Source organism: Dietzia timorensis (assembly GCF_020742175.1).
In the GTDB taxonomy this organism is placed as follows: Bacteria; Actinomycetota; Actinomycetes; order Mycobacteriales; family Mycobacteriaceae; genus Dietzia; species Dietzia timorensis_A.
The window spans coordinates 1-16,296 of record NZ_DYXM01000113.1; the positions used below are offsets into that span (position 1 = coordinate 1).

General features: G+C 64.3%; 11 protein-coding genes. 7 read left to right on the plus strand and 4 right to left on the minus strand.

Annotation, left to right across the window (positions count from 1 at the left end):
• A partial coding sequence (locus K8V11_RS06160; RefSeq protein ID WP_303911720.1) for a UvrD-helicase domain-containing protein occupies positions 1–336 on the minus strand: 336 nt, incomplete at its 3' end.
• Positions 337–417: 81 nt separating this feature from the next.
• On the opposite strand from K8V11_RS06160, the gene K8V11_RS06165 reads away from it, so the two are divergent.
• Both K8V11_RS06165 and pgi read left to right on the plus strand, forming a co-directional pair.
• Positions 418–735: a chorismate mutase gene (locus K8V11_RS06165; RefSeq protein ID WP_303911722.1), complete on the plus strand. Its 318-nt coding sequence runs from the start codon at positions 418–420 to the stop codon at positions 733–735.
• Positions 736–881: 146 nt separating this feature from the next.
• Complete coding sequence (gene pgi / locus K8V11_RS06170; protein ID WP_303911724.1) at positions 882–2,564, plus strand: glucose-6-phosphate isomerase; 1,683 nt, start codon at positions 882–884, stop codon at positions 2,562–2,564.
• A 15-nt stretch (positions 2,565–2,579) separates the two neighbouring features.
• On the opposite strand, the gene K8V11_RS06175 is transcribed toward pgi, so the two are convergent.
• A complete protein-coding gene (locus tag K8V11_RS06175) occupies positions 2,580–3,401 on the minus strand; it encodes an SDR family oxidoreductase (RefSeq protein WP_303911726.1) in 822 nt (273 codons plus the stop codon).
• 221 nt (positions 3,402–3,622) lie between these two features.
• Here K8V11_RS06175 and K8V11_RS06180 point away from each other — a divergent pair, with 221 nt between their 5' ends.
• From K8V11_RS06180 to K8V11_RS06200, 5 genes are all read left to right on the plus strand, one after another.
• The gene (locus tag K8V11_RS06180; RefSeq protein ID WP_303911728.1) at positions 3,623–4,939 is read left to right on the plus strand and encodes a hypothetical protein; all 1,317 of its coding nucleotides are present in this window, start codon (positions 3,623–3,625) and stop codon (positions 4,937–4,939) included.
• Positions 4,940–5,168: 229 nt separating this feature from the next.
• The gene (locus K8V11_RS06185) at positions 5,169–6,770 is read left to right on the plus strand and encodes an Hsp70 family protein (protein ID WP_303911740.1); all 1,602 of its coding nucleotides are present in this window, start codon (positions 5,169–5,171) and stop codon (positions 6,768–6,770) included.
• 127 nt (positions 6,771–6,897) lie between these two features.
• Positions 6,898–8,157 (plus strand): hypothetical protein, encoded by a 1,260-nt coding sequence (locus K8V11_RS06190; protein WP_303911730.1) that lies wholly within the window; start codon positions 6,898–6,900, stop codon positions 8,155–8,157.
• Positions 8,150–9,922 (plus strand): Hsp70 family protein, encoded by a 1,773-nt coding sequence (locus K8V11_RS06195; protein WP_303911732.1) that lies wholly within the window; start codon positions 8,150–8,152, stop codon positions 9,920–9,922. The genes K8V11_RS06190 and K8V11_RS06195 overlap by 8 nt, the downstream gene beginning before the upstream one ends.
• 5 nt (positions 9,923–9,927) lie before the next feature.
• On the plus strand, positions 9,928–11,175 hold the full coding sequence (locus K8V11_RS06200; protein ID WP_303911734.1) for a hypothetical protein: 1,248 nt from the start codon (positions 9,928–9,930) through the stop codon (positions 11,173–11,175).
• Between the two features lie 34 nt (positions 11,176–11,209).
• Here the strand turns inward: K8V11_RS06200 and K8V11_RS06205 are convergent, their stop codons facing one another.
• Both K8V11_RS06205 and K8V11_RS06210 read right to left on the minus strand, forming a co-directional pair.
• Positions 11,210–12,091: a DNA-formamidopyrimidine glycosylase family protein gene (locus tag K8V11_RS06205; RefSeq protein ID WP_303911735.1), complete on the minus strand. Its 882-nt coding sequence runs from the start codon at positions 12,089–12,091 to the stop codon at positions 11,210–11,212.
• Complete coding sequence (locus tag K8V11_RS06210) at positions 12,084–16,232, minus strand: DNA glycosylase AlkZ-like family protein (RefSeq protein WP_303911737.1); 4,149 nt, start codon at positions 16,230–16,232, stop codon at positions 12,084–12,086. The genes K8V11_RS06205 and K8V11_RS06210 overlap by 8 nt, the downstream gene beginning before the upstream one ends.
• Positions 16,233–16,296: the final 64 nt, after the last annotated feature.

Sequence of the window (16,296 nt, forward strand, 5' to 3'; positions counted from 1 at the left end):
GGCCTCCGGCCCCACCAGATCGGCTACGCGCTCGCGCATTTCCGCAGCCGCCTTGTTGGTGAAGGTGATGGCCAGGATCTGCCCCGGGTGCGCCCCACCGGCGGCGAGTAGATAGGCGATGCGACGCGTAAGCACGCTGGTCTTGCCCGAACCGGCGCCCGCGACAATGAGCAGCGGCCCGCCGCGGTGCTCCACGGCCCTGCGCTGTTGGGGATTGAGCCCCTCGACGAGGCGCTCCACGTAGTCCGATCCCCCAGCACCCCCTCGGGCCCGGGCAGAAGCGGCCCCGGGCGCGGACGAATGTGCTGCGGAATTCGGTTCTGTGCGTGGAGACATGATGAATGTAGGTTACCGCCCGGGTGCGACATTCCGGGTACTCGCTCCAGCGCTCGCCCCGCGCACATTAGGCTGTAGTCCATGAGTGATGCCGCCTCCGAGAACACGCCGACCGGCGACGCCTCTGTCGACCCTGCGGGCACGGACGATCCGCTGTCCGAGGCGGAGATCCAGGAGCTGCGCCAGGAGATCGACAGCCTCGATGCCCAGATCCTCGCGTCGGTCAAGCGACGCGCGGAGGTCTCGCGGCTAATCGGCAAGACCCGCATGGCCTCGGGCGGTACCCGGCTGGTGCATACCCGCGAGCTCAAGGTCTACGAACGATTCTCCGAGCTCGGCGAGGAAGGCCGCATGCTCGCGTCGCTGCTGCTGCGTCTCGGCCGCGGCCGGCTCGGCTAAGTTGCAGGTGGGCGAAGCCCGCGCCCGCGCGCCCGGCGAAGTATGTCCGACGTCATTATTGTGGGTTGTTGAGGGCGCGAGCCGGGGGCGCCGAGGCCTTCCGTTCGAGCCTGTGTGACCTCGAATCCTTTGCTAGGAGAAAAGCGATGAACGCTCAGCCACCCGCTGCTGCAGCCGCCGATATCTCGACGACGCCGGAGTGGGACGCGGTGGGCGATGCCGTCGCCGAACTTTCCGACACCTCGCTGCGCGAATTGTTCGCCGCAGACTCCGGTCGCGCGGGAAAGTTCACCGTGAACGCCTGCGATCTCCACGTGGATTTCTCCAAGAACCTCATCACCGAATCGATCGCCGCGAAGCTGTTCGCGCTTGCGGAGCGCGCCGATGTCGCGGGCAAGCGCGACGAGATGTTCGCAGGCACACACATCAACTCCACCGAGGACCGCGCGGTTCTTCACACCGCTTTGCGCCTGCCCGCCGACGCCGAGTTGACCGTCGACGGGCAGGACGTTGTCGCCGACGTGCACGCGGTGCTCGCCCAGATGCGCACCTTCGCCGAACGCGTGCGTTCCGGCGAGTGGAAGGGGCACACGGGCCGGGCTATCGACACGGTCGTCGGGATCGGCATCGGCGGCTCGGACCTGGGCCCCGTGATGGTCGACAAGGCGCTCCGCGCATACCAAACGGCGGGCATCCGTGCCCGGTACGTGTCGAATGTCGACCCGGCGGACCTCACCGCGGTGCTCGCGGAGATCGATCCGGCGAGCACCCTCGTCGTCATCGCGTCGAAGACCTTCACCACGCAGGAGACGCTGAGCAACGCGCACGCTATGCGCCGGCACTTCGTCGCCGAGCTCGGCGACGAGTCCGCAGTGGCCAAGCACTTTGTCGCGGTGTCGACCGCCGCGGACAAGGTCGCCGAGTTCGGGATCGACACGAACCACATGTTCGAGTTCTGGGACTGGGTCGGCGGCCGCTATTCGGTGGACTCGGCTATCGGCCTCACGTGCATGCTCACCGCGGGTCCCGAGGCGTTCGACGAGTTTCTCGCCGGTTTCCACGCGATGGACACCCACTTCGCCACGGCCCCGGCGTGCGAGAATCTTCCCGTCATCATGGGCCTGCTCGGGGTTTGGTATTCCGATTTCCTCGGCGCGCAGTCCACGGCGGTGATCCCCTATTCCGAGGACCTGTCGCGCTTTCCCGCCTACCTGCAGCAGCTCACCATGGAATCGCTCGGCAAGTCGGTGCGCCTCGACGGCGCGGACGTCGCGTACCCCACGGGCCAGGTGTGGTGGGGCGAGCCCGGCACCAACGGCCAGCACGCGTTCTTCCAGCTTCTCCACCAGGGCACACAGCTTGTGCCCGTCGACTTCATCGGCTTCGCGAACCCCGCCGAGGACGTGCAGACCTCGGACGGTTCTGGCTCGATGCACGACTTGCTCATGAGCAACTTCTTCGCCCAGTCGCGCGTGCTCGCCTTCGGCAAGACCGAGGACGAGATCCTCGCAGAGGACGTGCCCTCGGAGCTCGCCCCGCACAAGGTGATGCCCGGAAATCGTCCCTCGACGACCGTGCTCGCGCCTCGGCTCACCCCTGGTGTGCTCGGCCAGCTCATCGCGCTCTACGAGCACATCGTGTTCGTGCAGGCCGCCATCTGGGGCATCAACGCGTTCGACCAATGGGGCGTGGAGCTGGGCAAGAAGCAAGCCGGGCAGCTACTCCCATTTCTGACGTCGGACGCAGCCTCTTCCGATGACTCCGCCGCCTTCGACGGTTCCACGGACGCGCTGCTCGCCGCCTACCGCGAGGCCCGCGGCCGGCAGTAGCCGCCCGCCCGCGGTCTAGAGGAGCTTGCGCGACACGGGCTCGGGTAGGAACCGGAGCAGGGGGTCGACCACGGTCCACGGCAGCGGAGGCACGGCGGCCTGGATTGGTTCACGGTCGATCGCCGCGACGAGCGCCTGCACTCCCTTATTCAGGTCCGCCTTGAGCGGGCTCTTGTTCTGGCTGGTCATTTCCGTCGCGATGTAACCGGGCAGGATCGTCGACACCTTGATCTGCGAGCCGCGGCGGCGTTGTTCGGCATGAATTCCCTGCGCGAGCGACGTCACAAATGCCTTGGTTGCGCCGTAGGTTGTCTCGGCGCCGAGCATTCCGCGGCGTGACGCGATCGAGGAGATGAATACGAGGTGCCCGCCACCGCGTGCCCGCATGAGTTCGATGGCGACCTCGGCCTGGTGCAGGGCGCCTAGGACGTTGACGGTGGCCGTTTCGGCATTCGCCCAGGCCTTGCCCGATCCGACCGAGGCACCTTTACCCAGTCCGGCGTTGAGGACGTAGCGATCGATCCCGCCGAGCTTGTCGTCGAGCTCTGTGAACACACGCCGAACAGCATCGGGATCGGCGACGTCGAGCGCGGCGACTTCCACCGAGATCGACGGATTCGCCGCAAGCAGTTCCTCGCGCAGCGCCTGAAGATTGTCGAGCCGGCGCGCAGCGAGCGCTAGATTGTGTCCGCGGGCGGCCCACTGCCTGGCCATTCCCTCGCCGAGGCCCGCGCTCGCGCCGGTGATGAGGATGTTCTTCCGCTCCCCATTGTTCTTGCTGTACTTGCCTGAAATACCCAAAACCACCGATGTGAACCCATCTGATCGTCGACTCATGCATGCGCACTTTCGGCTCAATTTACTTGGTTTCCGCAAACTCATGACCGTTGTGGAGCGGATAACCTTCAGCTCAATGCCAGCAAACCAATAGAGTTAACTAAGTGAACCTGAGCGCGCAGGCCGTCACACCGCCGAATCGTGGGCGGAACAAAAGAGCCGTCACTCACATCAGACGAGAGACAACACGAGATCAGAGAAGACACGAGAGGTCGACGATCATGGGCAGAACGACGATGTTTCCGCTCCCGATGGCACTGTGTGTCGTAGTCGCGCTCGCTGGTTGCTCGACGCTTAATGGCAATGGCGACGGCGACGGCGAGGATGCAGAGGCCGGTTCGTCGATGTCGGAGACTGCTCCTCTTGATCCTGAGGCACTGGACACCGGCGATTATCCAACGGAGCCGCAGCCGGAGTTCGGTCCGACCGACGAACACAGCATCTTGGAATACGAGACGCAGCGGCTGGCCGAGTATGTGGCTCTGCCTTACGAAATCGATCCAGAGCTCTCCGAAAGCACGAACGTGACGATCCATACGATCCGCGCGGGCGAAGCCCTCATCGGCGCAGGCTTGAACTCTGCGGAATCCGCACTCGTCGCCGAACGCGGTCTTCTCTACGGTTTTGTCGGTGGCGGTGAGACGGAAACGACTAGGGTCACCGACCCGAAGAAGTCCCTCGTGACAGGCGTTTGGCGTTTCGAGTCCCCTGAATCTGCTCAGGCCGCGGCAGCAGCCATCACTCACTACATGCAAACCGGCGAGGGCGCGCCCGAAAAAGAAGCCGCCGAAGAGGCGGAATTCTTCCAACCTGCGACGCCCGAAGAGCTTCCCGGCAGGCCCGATGCTCAGGTCGTGAGCATGATTCCCGAGCTGGATGACTCGGTCGAGCGAGTGTTCTCCTTCGTTCCTAAGGGTAACTACATCACCTATAACTACGCCGAGACGCCAGTCGGCGAGAAACAGTGGTCGCTGGATACGATTTCGAAGTCTCTCGAAGTGCAGGAGCCCCTGACCGAGCAATTTGTCGGTTACCCCACGAAGGAACAGCGGGGTGATGCCGAGCCCCCCGAAACAATTATCGACCAGGACAACGTCATTATCTACACGATCCCCACCCAGGAAGATGAGAACAATTTGGACGGGGCGACCATGGCGTCGTACGGCCCCCGCGGACTGGCCCACTTCTACGAGGATCAGAAGGCTCTACGTGACGCAGTAACCGAAGCGGGTGCCGAGCACACCGGAATGTGGGGCACGACCGTATTTCGCGCGAAAAGCGACGACGCCGCACAGAGGCTCCTCGACGAGTTCCTTCGCATCGACTCCGACGAAGACTTCAAGGCTACTGATTCCCCTGTGGGCCTACCGGACGCGAAATGCAAAAAGAATTTGCACGAGCTCGGCCGAATCGACGTGTGTTACGTGCTTAACGGACGCTATATCGGAGTCGCTCAGGAGATAGACGAGACCGAAAGAGTCCATCAAAAGATCTCCGCGCAGGCTCTCATCCTCGAAAAGGCTGATCAGGATGCGTAGTAGTTCCAACGAAACCGGTGCCCGCCGAGGGTGGACCCTCGGAATCGATTTCGGCACGTCGAACACCGCCGCAGCACACACGGGCGCAGTGAGCGACTCAATCGAAACGATCCAGCTCAGCCATAACCGGACGACGATGGCGTCCTCGGTGTACGTGGAGTCTCCGCACCAGATCGATGTCGGGGAAGTCGCTTTCGACAAGGCACAGAAGAACCCCAGCGGGTTCCTCATGTCGCCGAAACGCACGATTACCCAGGGGTCTGCATACGTCAACGGGTACGACATCCCCGCTTCCGTCCCTGTCGCCGCAGTGCTCCGGTCCGTCGTGGATCGCGCGACGAAGGCACATAACGGAGAGCCTCCCAGCGAACTCGTCCTCACGCACCCCGAAGCATGGACGGAGCGCGAGATCGGAGCCCTCCTCGCGGCCGCGAAGCAGCTCGGTTTCGCGCCGACGCAGGTCACGACGATGTCTGAGCCCCAAGCGGCGGCGCACTATTACACCCGGGCCGAAAAGCTGGAGCCAGGTGCCAAAATCGGCGTTTTCGACTTCGGCGGCGGAACGCTCGACGTTGCTGTTCTGCAAGCCAACGATCGCGGCTCCTTCGACGTCATCGCCGCAAATGGCGACAATCAGATCGGCGGCAAGAACTTCGACTCGCAGATCCGCCGCTGGGTCGACGCGCAGCTAGAGGAAGAACGACCAGACGTCCTCCAGTATTTGCGTACCAACGCGTCAATGGACCAGCTCTTCGATCTTGACGATTCCATCCGGCGCGCAAAGGAACTTCTCTCGGAAACCCAGACGGCGACGATCTCGGTGCCGACCGGCGCGGAACCGGCCAAACTCCAGATCACACGAGACGAGCTGGAAGAAGTTATCGCTCCCTCCCTGCGGGCTGCGTTCGATCTCGCACGCGCGACGATCGCGTCGACAGGCGTCACGTCCCCTAGCGATCTCGTGGCGCTTTACCTCACGGGCGGCTCCTCCCGAATTCCCGCCGTTCACGAGTTGCTCGCCCAACTGGGCCCTATCGCGACGCTCGACGATCCGAAAACGGTGGTCGCTCAAGGCGCTCTGACGGGTACCGCTCCAGTTATTCGCGGGCTCGGTGGCGGGAATGCGCATGGCCGCCAGTATTACGGTGCTCCGAACGAAGCGACCGGGAGACGGTCCCCCGGCAACGTTGCCGAGCAGTCGAGCACCCCCAAGCAGTCCAAGGGGCCCGGCCGTCGCCGCCTGCTCACTCTAGGCCTGCCGATTCTCGGCGTTGTGATCCTCGTAATCGCAGCGATCGTCGTTGTTCCCCGCATGCTGGATGACGGCGCCGGAAGTGATGCCACCTCAACCTCCGGCGAGGCTTCGGCCTCTGATTCACCGGAGCTCTTGGTGGACAAGCAAGAAGTTATCGACGCCTTGCCTTCAAAATTGGCCAGCGATGTCGAGGACTGTTCTCTCAATGGGGAAACCACGTTCGGCGGTCGCGAATATTTATGTCAGTTCGCCGACGACGCCGCTCTTGTACCGGCTCCCGTCGATAACGGGATGCAAGAACATTTCTTCAACGTCGGGGTGGATCCTGACGCCGCTGCCAGCGATATCGTAAGCATCCGCGAGGGGGCCTTCGCATCGGACGAACCGATTGACGACCTGGTCGAGAACTCGCAGCGCAATTCCGCCGCGCGGATCTATGGCGGGCCCGACAAACGATCCGGTTTGCTGATCATCAAATATGCGAATACCCGGACGGGTGTGATGATCACCGCCCACGGCTTCGCCGACGTCGAAGAAGCAAAGCAATTTCTCATTACTTCAGGCTTGAGCACATGAGTAAGACTCAGTGTCCGGGGAACATCTCTCCCGTTCAACGCACCCTAGGACGTGAGCCCATCAGCCTGGGAAGTTATCAACCTGATCGCTCGCCGGCGATCATCACGCATTACGGAGGATCTCGAATATGACTCGCAAAATGATTTTCGGAGCTGCAGTGTGTACGACGCTCCTGTTTGCGGCCGGCTGCTCTTCCGACAACGAAGCCCCCAACAATGAACCTGTCGTTGACGAGGCAGCTCTCGTGACCGGCGACTATCAGACCGAACCGAGCGAGCCCTTCGGCGAATTGGATCAAAACGAAGTTCTGGACTTCGAGTCGCAGCGCATGGCCGAATACGTCTCGTTTCCTTACGAGATCAGTTCGGAACTCCCTGATCGAGGACAGACCCCTATTCACGGGATTCGGGATGCTGCGCAGGCATACGGCGACAAGGCCCAGGAACAAATCTTCCGTGACAACTCGATGCTCATGGGATTCCTGACAAAAGGCACTACCCCGTCAGTGGGCGACGAAGTACCGGCCAAGCAGCTCAACCACCAAGTACTGAGGTTCGCGTCCGAGGACAATTCGCGTGCAGCGGCCGAAGCGTTGCATGAGTCGTATCTGGCTCCGCAGCCTTCCTTCGACGAAACGCAGCCGCCCTCTCCTGGCGGGGAACCGGCAGAAGTTCCCGGGCATCCGGAAACGCTTGCCGTGACCATGCCCGTGTACGACACCGACCACACGCAAACAGTCCTCGCCTTCACTCCGCGTGGGGAGAAGATGATCCTGGATGTCTTCACCGTGGCGCCGGAGGATGTGCAGTGGGCTCTGGACACGGCCGCGGATTCGGTGGATGTCCAAGGACCGCTCATCGATCAGTTCTACGGTGCGGAAACGACACTCAACCCGCGCCCCGAAGACGCGCCGAAGGTGGATCGGGAGGTCGATCAGGACGAATTGCTCATTTACGCGCTTCCCTCGACAGAAGACGAGAGCAACATGAATGGTTCCGGAAAAGCCGTGTACGGTCCGCGCGGATTCTCGCACCTCAGCGGAGACTCGGAGCGGACTTACACTGCCCTGGAGGACGCCGGGGTCAAGAACATTGCGTTCTGGGATACCACCGTCATTCGGGCGGAGGACGACGACAAGACCGCCAAGCTCGCAGACGAACTCATCGCGATCGACACAGAGTCCGGGTTCAAGGAGGCCGACTCTCCGGCCGGGCTACCCACTGCCACGTGCATGTCGAAAGCCGAAAGCATGGGAATGCAATACCTCTGCTACATCGTCAACGGTCGCTACATCGGTATAAGCACCGAACTCGACGACCTGGAAGCTGCACAGGAGAAGATCTCCGCCCAATACCTGGTGCTCAAGCAGGCAGATCAGAATGCCTGAGGACAGCTCGCGAGGTCACGCCTGGTCGCTCGGGATCGATTTCGGCACGACCAATACCGCGGCAGCCTTCGCCTCCCGAGACTCCGACACGACACATGTCTTCCGACTCGGGGACGATCAACCGTCGCTGTCGTCCTCGGTATTCGTCGAATCCCCCGACCAGATTGACGTCGGGGCGGCGGCAATCGACAAGGCGCAGCGCAATCCGTACGGGTTTCTTGCCGTTCCCAAGAACACCGTTTCCAGCGGGACTGCAAATGTCAATGGCTACGACATACCTGCTTCCGTCGCAATCGGTGCCGTCCTCGATTCGATCGTGCGGCGTGCGGTCGATGCAAACGGCGGCAGAGCTCCCACGGAATTGGTCTTGACCCACCCCGAGTGGTGGTCCGAGCGGGAAGTCGAGGTTCTCGTCGACGCCGCGCGAAGGCTCGAACTGTCCTCGACTCGTATTCTCACCGAGTCAGAGCCCCGGTCGGCGGCGATGTACTACTCGCACTCGACCTCGCTCCGGTCCGGAGCGAAGATCGCGGTATTCGATTTCGGCGGCGGAACGCTGGACATCGCCGTCCTTGAGCTCGGTGCCGATGGCTCCTTTACCGTGTTGTCCTCCGACGGTGCGCCCAACCTTGGTGGCCGCACCCTCGACTCGATGATCCGCTCTTGGGTCGACCACCAGCTCGAGCTCAATTACCCGGGTGCAGTCGAATACCTGCGCTCGGCTGCGACGGCCGAGCAGATATTCCAGCTCGAGAACTCGATTCGCAGGGCAAAGGAGCTGCTATCGCAGACCCGCACGGCCACCATCTCGGTACCGAACCCCGGGCAACAGCAGATACAGCTCGACATGAGCCGCCAACAACTCGAGCAGATCATTCGGCCGGCGCTCGACGACGCCGTTGCGATCACCCAGCGGACGCTCTCCGCCGGCGGGATCCAGTCGCCCTACGACCTCGAAGCGCTCTACCTCACAGGCGGCTCCTCGCGAATACCGCTGGTCCACGAACTCCTTTCACCTCTCGGACCGGTCTCCACCCTTGACGACCCGAAAACCATCGTCGCCCAGGGCGCGCTTTCCGCGGCCGGGAACATCGCCCGCTCCCTTGCCGTCGCATCGCCGGCCCCCGCGCAGGACTCCCAGTCCTCCTCGGCGCGGGCAGCGACCGCGGTTGGTTCAGGAACACGGACCCGACGGCGGGGCTTCCTGTTCGCCGTCTCCGCCGTCATCGCCGTGCTGGTAATTGGTGCGGGTGGGTTCGCGCTGACGAGAAATAGTGCCCCCGATCCCGCACCCGTTGCGGAAGCCCCCGCGGCTCCCGTTCTTCCCGCTACTGACCCGGAAACGCTTCTCGCGTCTCTCCCGACCGAGCTTGCCGACGGCCTCTCCGATTGCAAGGCATTTGGGGACACCGATTACGGCGGGATCGAGTTCCAGTGCCATTTAGATGCCGATTCCGAGTCCGCGAAGGGCAATGTTCGATTCAACACTACGACCATGTTCATCGCAGCCGACGAAGATGCGGCAGGAGTTGAGCTCGCGAAAATCCGCGCAGGTTACAAAACTTCTCCGGGCGCGGAAGTCGAAGTCGTCGAGGATCCACAACGCGTCTCCGCAGCTGCCATCAGCAGTGGCGAAGGCACCGGCACCACGTTGGAATTCGCCAGTGAAGAGACACACATTTCGTTGAGGTCCTTCGATTTCAAATCACCCGACACCGCGAAGGACTTTCTCCGCAAGTCCGGACTCATGGCAGAAATTGGATAGTCATCGTGAAATTTTTCCCCCACCCGAAGTTCGCTGCCTCGACCGTGTGCGCTCTGTTGGTGTTGACTGCTTGCTCGCAGGCGAGCGACAGTGGCACCGAGACCGACACACCCACCGAACCTCCCGTCGATGTGGCGGCGCTTGACACTGGTGAGTACGCCACGGAGCCACACGAACCGTTTGGAAAAGCGGACGATAGCAATGGGCTCGACTTCGAAACGCAAAGGATGGCCGAATTTTTGGCCATGCCATTCGAGATTGACCCGGCGTTAACCGAACGAACCAAGCTCCCCCTCCAGTCGATCCGAAGCGCTGCCGAGAACCAGCCGCTTACCGAAGAGGAACAAGCGGCCCTCGACGACAACCAATTCTTGTACGGCGTGACGAGCGGAGGGGATGTACCTTCCACGGAAGACTCCCCAAATCAGCAGATGATGTATCAGGTGTTGCGCTTCCCGACACCTGAGAACGCAAAGCAAGCGGCGAATCAGCTCGCATCCGTTGGAGGTGAAGGCTCTGCGCCCGTTGAAATTCCGGGGCATCCGGAAGCCCTCGCGCATACGCGGTTGACCGGGTTCGATAGCGACTTCACGGTCGTGTCCTATCAACCGCACGGCGAGTACGTGCTCCTCAGCCAGGTACGCGCTCCCGAGGCCGATCGCGACGTTTCTCTTGAACGCACCGCGAAGTTTCTCGACGTGCAAGCGCCGCTGATCGATGGTTTCTACGGCGTTGAGGCGTCGGCCGCCCCCAGGCCCGCCGGAGCTCCGAAGGTCGACACCACGATCGATCAGAATGAGATTCTCCGCTATACGCTCCCGAGTCTGGAAGGCGACGAAACCTCTAATGGCGGTCACAATATGGGAGCCTTCGGCCCTCGGGGGTACGCTCTCATGGCTGATCACGCAGAGCCGACCATGAATTTGTTGACGGAGGCGGATGCGAAACACACGGGGTCTTGGGCAACTTCTCTTTTCCGCGCAGGCAGCGAAGAACAAGCCGAAAGACTTGAACAGGGTCTGATGAAATTGGACTCCGACGACGGCGCGAGCGACGCGGAGCCCCCGAAGGGCCTCCCAAACGCCAAGTGCCTCAAGGAACCGATTTCGTCCGGCATCGTGCATTCGTGTTTTGTACGCGTGGGCCGATACGTTGGCGTCGCCCAGCAGTTGGATGATCGCGAGTCGGTAGACCAGGCGATTTCGGCCCAATATATCATCCTGCAGAAGGCCGATCAGGACATCGAAGACTAGCGGGCAGTCCGCGCTGCCTTGGCATTCCGCGTTACTAGCGCTGGCAGTTCGGGCAGTAAAAGACTGTTCTGGCGAAGCGATCGGCTGCGCCGGAGTCGCCCGCTAGTTCGCCGAGTTCTCCGGCGATGACCATCGTCCCGCAACGCATACACGGCTCCCCGCCGCGCCCGTACACCCAGTGTCGGGCGCGGCGCTTGTCTACCCCGGTGAACATGCGGATCTGCCGACGCACGTTGATGGCCATCGTCTTGCGGGCGAGCATAAGCAACGGCTCGAGTCCGCCCGCCGCGTCGACCTCTCTCACGGTGTGCCTCGGGTCGATCCCGCGCAGGAACAACAACTCGCTGCGATACTCGTTGCCGATGCCAGCCACGAGACGCTGGTCAAGGATGGCCGCGCCGATCGCCCTGTCGCCCTCGCCGCGAATCCGGCCCAGCGCCTCGGCACCACTCCAGTCCCCGACCCGAAACGACTCCCCCGGCCGCGGCTCGCCGAGAAGATCGGGGCCGATATGTTCCACTCGCGCCGCCGCCTCCTCGGGCGAAAACACGTTGAGCTCCCCGAGCTCCACGCCGACTGCCTCAGCTCCGCCGTCATCGCCGGAAGTGCGCAGCACAACGCGCGCAAGGAACGCCGGAAACGTCCACTTGCGCCCAACTTCGTGGACGAACCACTTGCCTTCCATCTTCAGATGCGAATGGATGACGGAGGACAGCGCATCCGCCGTGGTGGGGACCGAACCCCCGACATCGATGAACAGGTGTTTGCCCACGGCACGCGCCTGCAAAATGCGCCGGCCGGTGAGGTCGACGGTGGCAAACTTCGGCACGCGGAAATCGGTGCGCGTGAGTACGTAGCCGGCCATCGCCTCGTGGATGCGGGCGGCGGCGCGGTGGACGGTGTCGCCCTCAGGCATATCCGGCTCCCGAGCCAATTCCCGAGCGCAGGCGCAGCCCCTGCGGGGTCGCGCCGAATCCCGCGCCGCGAAGCTGCTCTGCCCAATGCGAAGCTGCCGCGGGTTCGCCGTTGATGGTCTGGACAGTCACCGAACCGATGCGGCCGTCGCGCACGAGGGCCGCGAGCTTGCGCACGGCGAGGGTGACAGCATCGTCACGATCGCTATACACGAGTAGAGTCTTTCCTCCACGCTCGAGGTAGAGGGCGAGCTCCCCGTCGACGAGACCCACGAGTGCGCCGGATTTGCGGCCCGCGCGTCCGCCCTCTCCGGGCGGGGCCGGCCACGGCAGGGCCGCGCCGTATGGGTTAGCGGGATCCGTGGCGGCGAGTACGTGTACCTCGGGGGTGTCCTGCCCCCTGGACCACGTGGTCTCGTCGGCTGTGGCCTCGTATCCGCGGAGTCGATCGATGGTCGCGCCGTCGGCAAACTGTGAGGCACCGAGCCCCTCGATGTAGTAGCCGCGACGAGGCCCGCCCGCATCTTCCATCGCTGCTAGAACCTTGTATACGCCCGCGAAGCCGCCGCTGATGCCTTCGGACTCGACCGCTCCGCGAGTGACGACGCCGTGACGGGCGAGCACGAGTTCGGCCGCTGCGTGCGCCCGAACGGTCGCGTCCGGCTCGGTCGAAGGGGTCGCCGACCAGCGTCCCGCGACGACCGGCGGGGTGCGCATGCCGGTGCCGATGGTGCCGCCGACGCCCGCGGTGGAGCCTCCGGCAAGAGCTACGCTACCGAGGCGCGCGCGGCCCAGGCGCGGGGCGCGGGACGAACGACTTCCCCGTCCGCGCGAAGTCGAACGGTGCGCTGGTGAGCCTGAGCCGGAGGATTTTCCGGCATTACCCGGCGCCGGGAGCGCCCCGGCGAGCACCGAGCGCAGGGGCGCGAAGGTGTCGCCCCTGGCGAGGCCGAGCCAGGCGAGTTCCCACAGCGCGTCGCGCACCGCGATCTCCGAGACGGCTGGGATTGCGTCGCCGTCATCGGCGGTATCGGGTTCGGAACGGCGATCCGTCTCCGCCTTGGTGGCGGCGACAATGTCACGAAAGAACTGCCCTCCCCCGTGCTCGAGGACATCGAGGACGATGCGCTGCAGGGGGCCGAGATCCGCGCGGGCGGCGGTTAGATCCGACGCAGGAAGAGTGAGAGGCGCCGAATCAGCGGGGTGGAGAGATACGAGACCGTCGCGGGAGCCCGAGCGGCCTCGCCCACACCACAGCACCTCGCCGGCGGCGAGCAGTTCATCCAGCATGCCCGGCTCGTAGTCGCGAACGCGTGGGGCGAGGACCAGAGGCTCCCATGCCGAGAGGGGCAACGGGGTGCCGTCGAGCTGTTCGATGACGGCGAGCAGCCCATCGACCCCGTGCTCCTGATTGTTATGGCCGAGGCCCTGCCACGCAGGGAGGAAGCGGCCAAGTGCTGCGGGTTCGACCGGTTCGATGGCTGCGCGGAGTTCGGCCAGGCTGCGCTTGCGAATGCGACGTAGGACTTCCGGGTCGCACCATTCGGTGCCGGTACCGCCGGGGCGGAATTCACCGGCAACGAGTTGGTCGTTCCCCGTGAGACGGTCGAGCACACCGCGGGCGACGGAGAGCCCGATTCCGAATCGTTCCGCAATCGCGGCAGCGGTGAAGGGAGCGTGCGTACGGGCGTAGCGGCGAACCAACTCGCCGAGGGGATCCTCGCCGGACTCGAGGAACGTCGCCGCGGTACCCGGCGGTGGTGGGACACCGATGCCGTCGCGGAGGCGGCCGAGATCCTCGCTTGCGACCCACCACGTTTCTCCCGCGAAAGAGACTTCTGCAGCGCGGGCGGAACGAGCCAGCTGCTCGAGATTGTGGTCGACCGCTTCGGGGTCCTCGGCGCGCGCGCCGAGCTCGTCGCTCGTGAGCGGGCCGAGCAGGCGGAGCAGGTCTGCGATGGCCTCGGTATCGCGCGCCTTATAGCCCGCGGCCCGGTGTTGCAGGCGGTCCTCGACCTGCTCGAGGATCGCCGGGTCGAGCAGCTCGCGCAGTTCGATCCGTCCCAGGAGCTGGCCGAGCAACGAGGGATCGAGGCTGAGCGCGGCGGCCTTACGTTCGGCGAGTGGCCCGTCGCCCTCGTAGACGAAGGCGCCCATGTAGTCGAACATCAGCGCGGCGGCGAACGGCGAGGCCGTGGAGGTAGTGACCTCGGAGACCCGAATCTCCCCCGAGGCAATCGAACCGAGAACCTCCTCGAGCGCAGGCACGTCGTACACGTCCTGCAGGCATTCGCGGACCGCCTCGAGGATGATGGGAAAGTCCGGGTATTGCTTGGCGACGTCTAGCAGCTGGGACGATTTCTGGCGTTGCTGCCACAGCGGGGCGCGCTTGCCCGGGTCGAGCCGCGGCAGGAGCATCGCGCGCGCCGAACATTCGCGGAATTTGGAGGCGAACAGCGCCGTGTCTGCGACGTGCGAGGTGACGATGTCCACCGCTTCCAACGGGTCGAAGACGATCTCGCTTGCGCCGACGGGAGGCTGCCCCGCGCCGGAGGCCCACGAATCAGCGCGGAGGGAATCCAGCGGCGCATCAAGATCGGGAACGGCGCCGTCATCGGCACCGCCCACGTCCGGGACGCGCAAGATGATGCCGTCGTCGTGGACGACGGGGACGGCGTCGAACCCGTGGCGCGAGGCCAGACGGACGCGGATCGCCTCTGCCCACGGCCAGTGCACGCCTGCGCCGAACGGCGAGTGAATGACGACGCGCCAATCCCCTACCTCGTCGCGGAAGCGTTCGACAATGATGGTCTTGTCCGAGGGCACCACCGACGTGGCTTCGACCTGTTCGGCGAAGAAGCGACGGAGGTTCTCGCGGGCGCGCTCGTCGAGCCCCGCGGATCGCAATCGCTTCTCTACTTGTGTCGAGCCAGTGGCGATGTCGCGGAGGAACGCACCGAGGGCGCGGCCGAGCTCGATCGGGCGGCCCATTTCGTCCCCGCGCCAAAACGGCAGCCGCCCGGAATGGGCGGGCGCCGGCGACACGAGGACGCGGTCGTGGGTGATCTCCTCGATTCGCCAGCTCGTGGCGCCGAGCGCGAAGACGTCGCCGATGCGAGATTCGTAGACCATTTCCTCGTCGAGCTCGCCGACGCGGTTCGGATTGTCGCCGACCATGAACACGCCGAACATGCCGCGGTCGGCGATCGTTCCGCCCGAGGTGACGGCGAGGCGCTGCGCCCCGGGGCGCCCGCGTAGGATTCCTGCGTCGCGGTCCCACACCACCCGCGGGCGGAGCTCGGCGAAGTCGGTGGACGGATACTTGCCGGCGAGCATGTCGAGGGTCGCGGTATATGCGGCGCGTGGCAGGCCTGCAAAACTCGCGGTCCTGCGCACGAGGTCGAACCATTCCTCGACGTCGAGGTCGTCCATCGCGGCGGCGGCGATGGTGTGTTGTGCCAGTACGTCGAGCGGATTGGCTACGGGAGCCGTCTTCTCAATCGCACCGGCGAGCATCCGCTCGACGGTGATCGCCGAATGCACGAGGTCGGCGCGGTGTTTCGGGTAGAACACAGCCACCGAGGTGTCGCCGACGTTGTGCCCGGCGCGACCCACGCGCTGCAGGCCGGAGGCGACAGATCCCGGCGATTCGACCTGGATCACTAGGTCGACCGCGCCCATATCGATGCCGAGCTCCAGCGAACTCGTCGCCACGACGGCGCGCAGTTCGCCGCTCTTGAGTGCGTGCTCGACCTCCGCGCGCCGCTCCTTCGACACCGATCCGTGGTGCGCCATCGCCAGGTCCGATGGCGCCCCACGTGTGACCTCTGAGGGCACCATCATCTGCGCCGGCGGGCGCGGCGGTTCGTCTGGAAGGTTCTCCGGCGCAGTGTCGGCGGCGTGGATTTCGTTGATCCGCGCGGAGAGCCTCTCGGCCAACCGCCGGGAATTGACGAACACCAGCGTCGACCGGTGCTCCGTGATGAGGTCCACGACCTGCCGCTCGATATGCGGCCAGATCGAGCCCTGCCCCGCGCTGCCAGGCGGCGCCTCCACCGGGGAGGGTGTTCCGGACAGATCCGCCAGGTCGTCGACGGGCACCCGCACCGCGATGTCGTACCTCTTGGATGACGGTGGAGCCACGACATTTACAGAGCGCTCGCCCGCGAGGAACGCGGCAACGGTGTGTGGCTCGGCGACCGTGGCC

What these genes read in the sequence shown, in the direction of transcription:
- K8V11_RS06165 (WP_303911722.1), top strand. Translation starts at nt 418, where the DNA reads ATGAGTGATGCCGCCTCCGAGAACACGCCGACCGGCGACGCCTCTGTC.
- pgi (WP_303911724.1), top strand. Translation starts at nt 882, where the DNA reads ATGAACGCTCAGCCACCCGCTGCTGCAGCCGCCGATATCTCGACGACG.
- K8V11_RS06175 (WP_303911726.1), bottom strand. Translation starts at nt 3,401, where the DNA reads ATGAGTCGACGATCAGATGGGTTCACATCGGTGGTTTTGGGTATTTCA.
- K8V11_RS06180 (WP_303911728.1), top strand. Translation starts at nt 3,623, where the DNA reads ATGGGCAGAACGACGATGTTTCCGCTCCCGATGGCACTGTGTGTCGTA.
- K8V11_RS06185 (WP_303911740.1), top strand. Translation starts at nt 5,169, where the DNA reads ATGTCGCCGAAACGCACGATTACCCAGGGGTCTGCATACGTCAACGGG.
- K8V11_RS06190 (WP_303911730.1), top strand. Translation starts at nt 6,898, where the DNA reads ATGACTCGCAAAATGATTTTCGGAGCTGCAGTGTGTACGACGCTCCTG.
- K8V11_RS06195 (WP_303911732.1), top strand. Translation starts at nt 8,150, where the DNA reads ATGCCTGAGGACAGCTCGCGAGGTCACGCCTGGTCGCTCGGGATCGAT.
- K8V11_RS06205 (WP_303911735.1), bottom strand. Translation starts at nt 12,091, where the DNA reads ATGCCTGAGGGCGACACCGTCCACCGCGCCGCCGCCCGCATCCACGAG.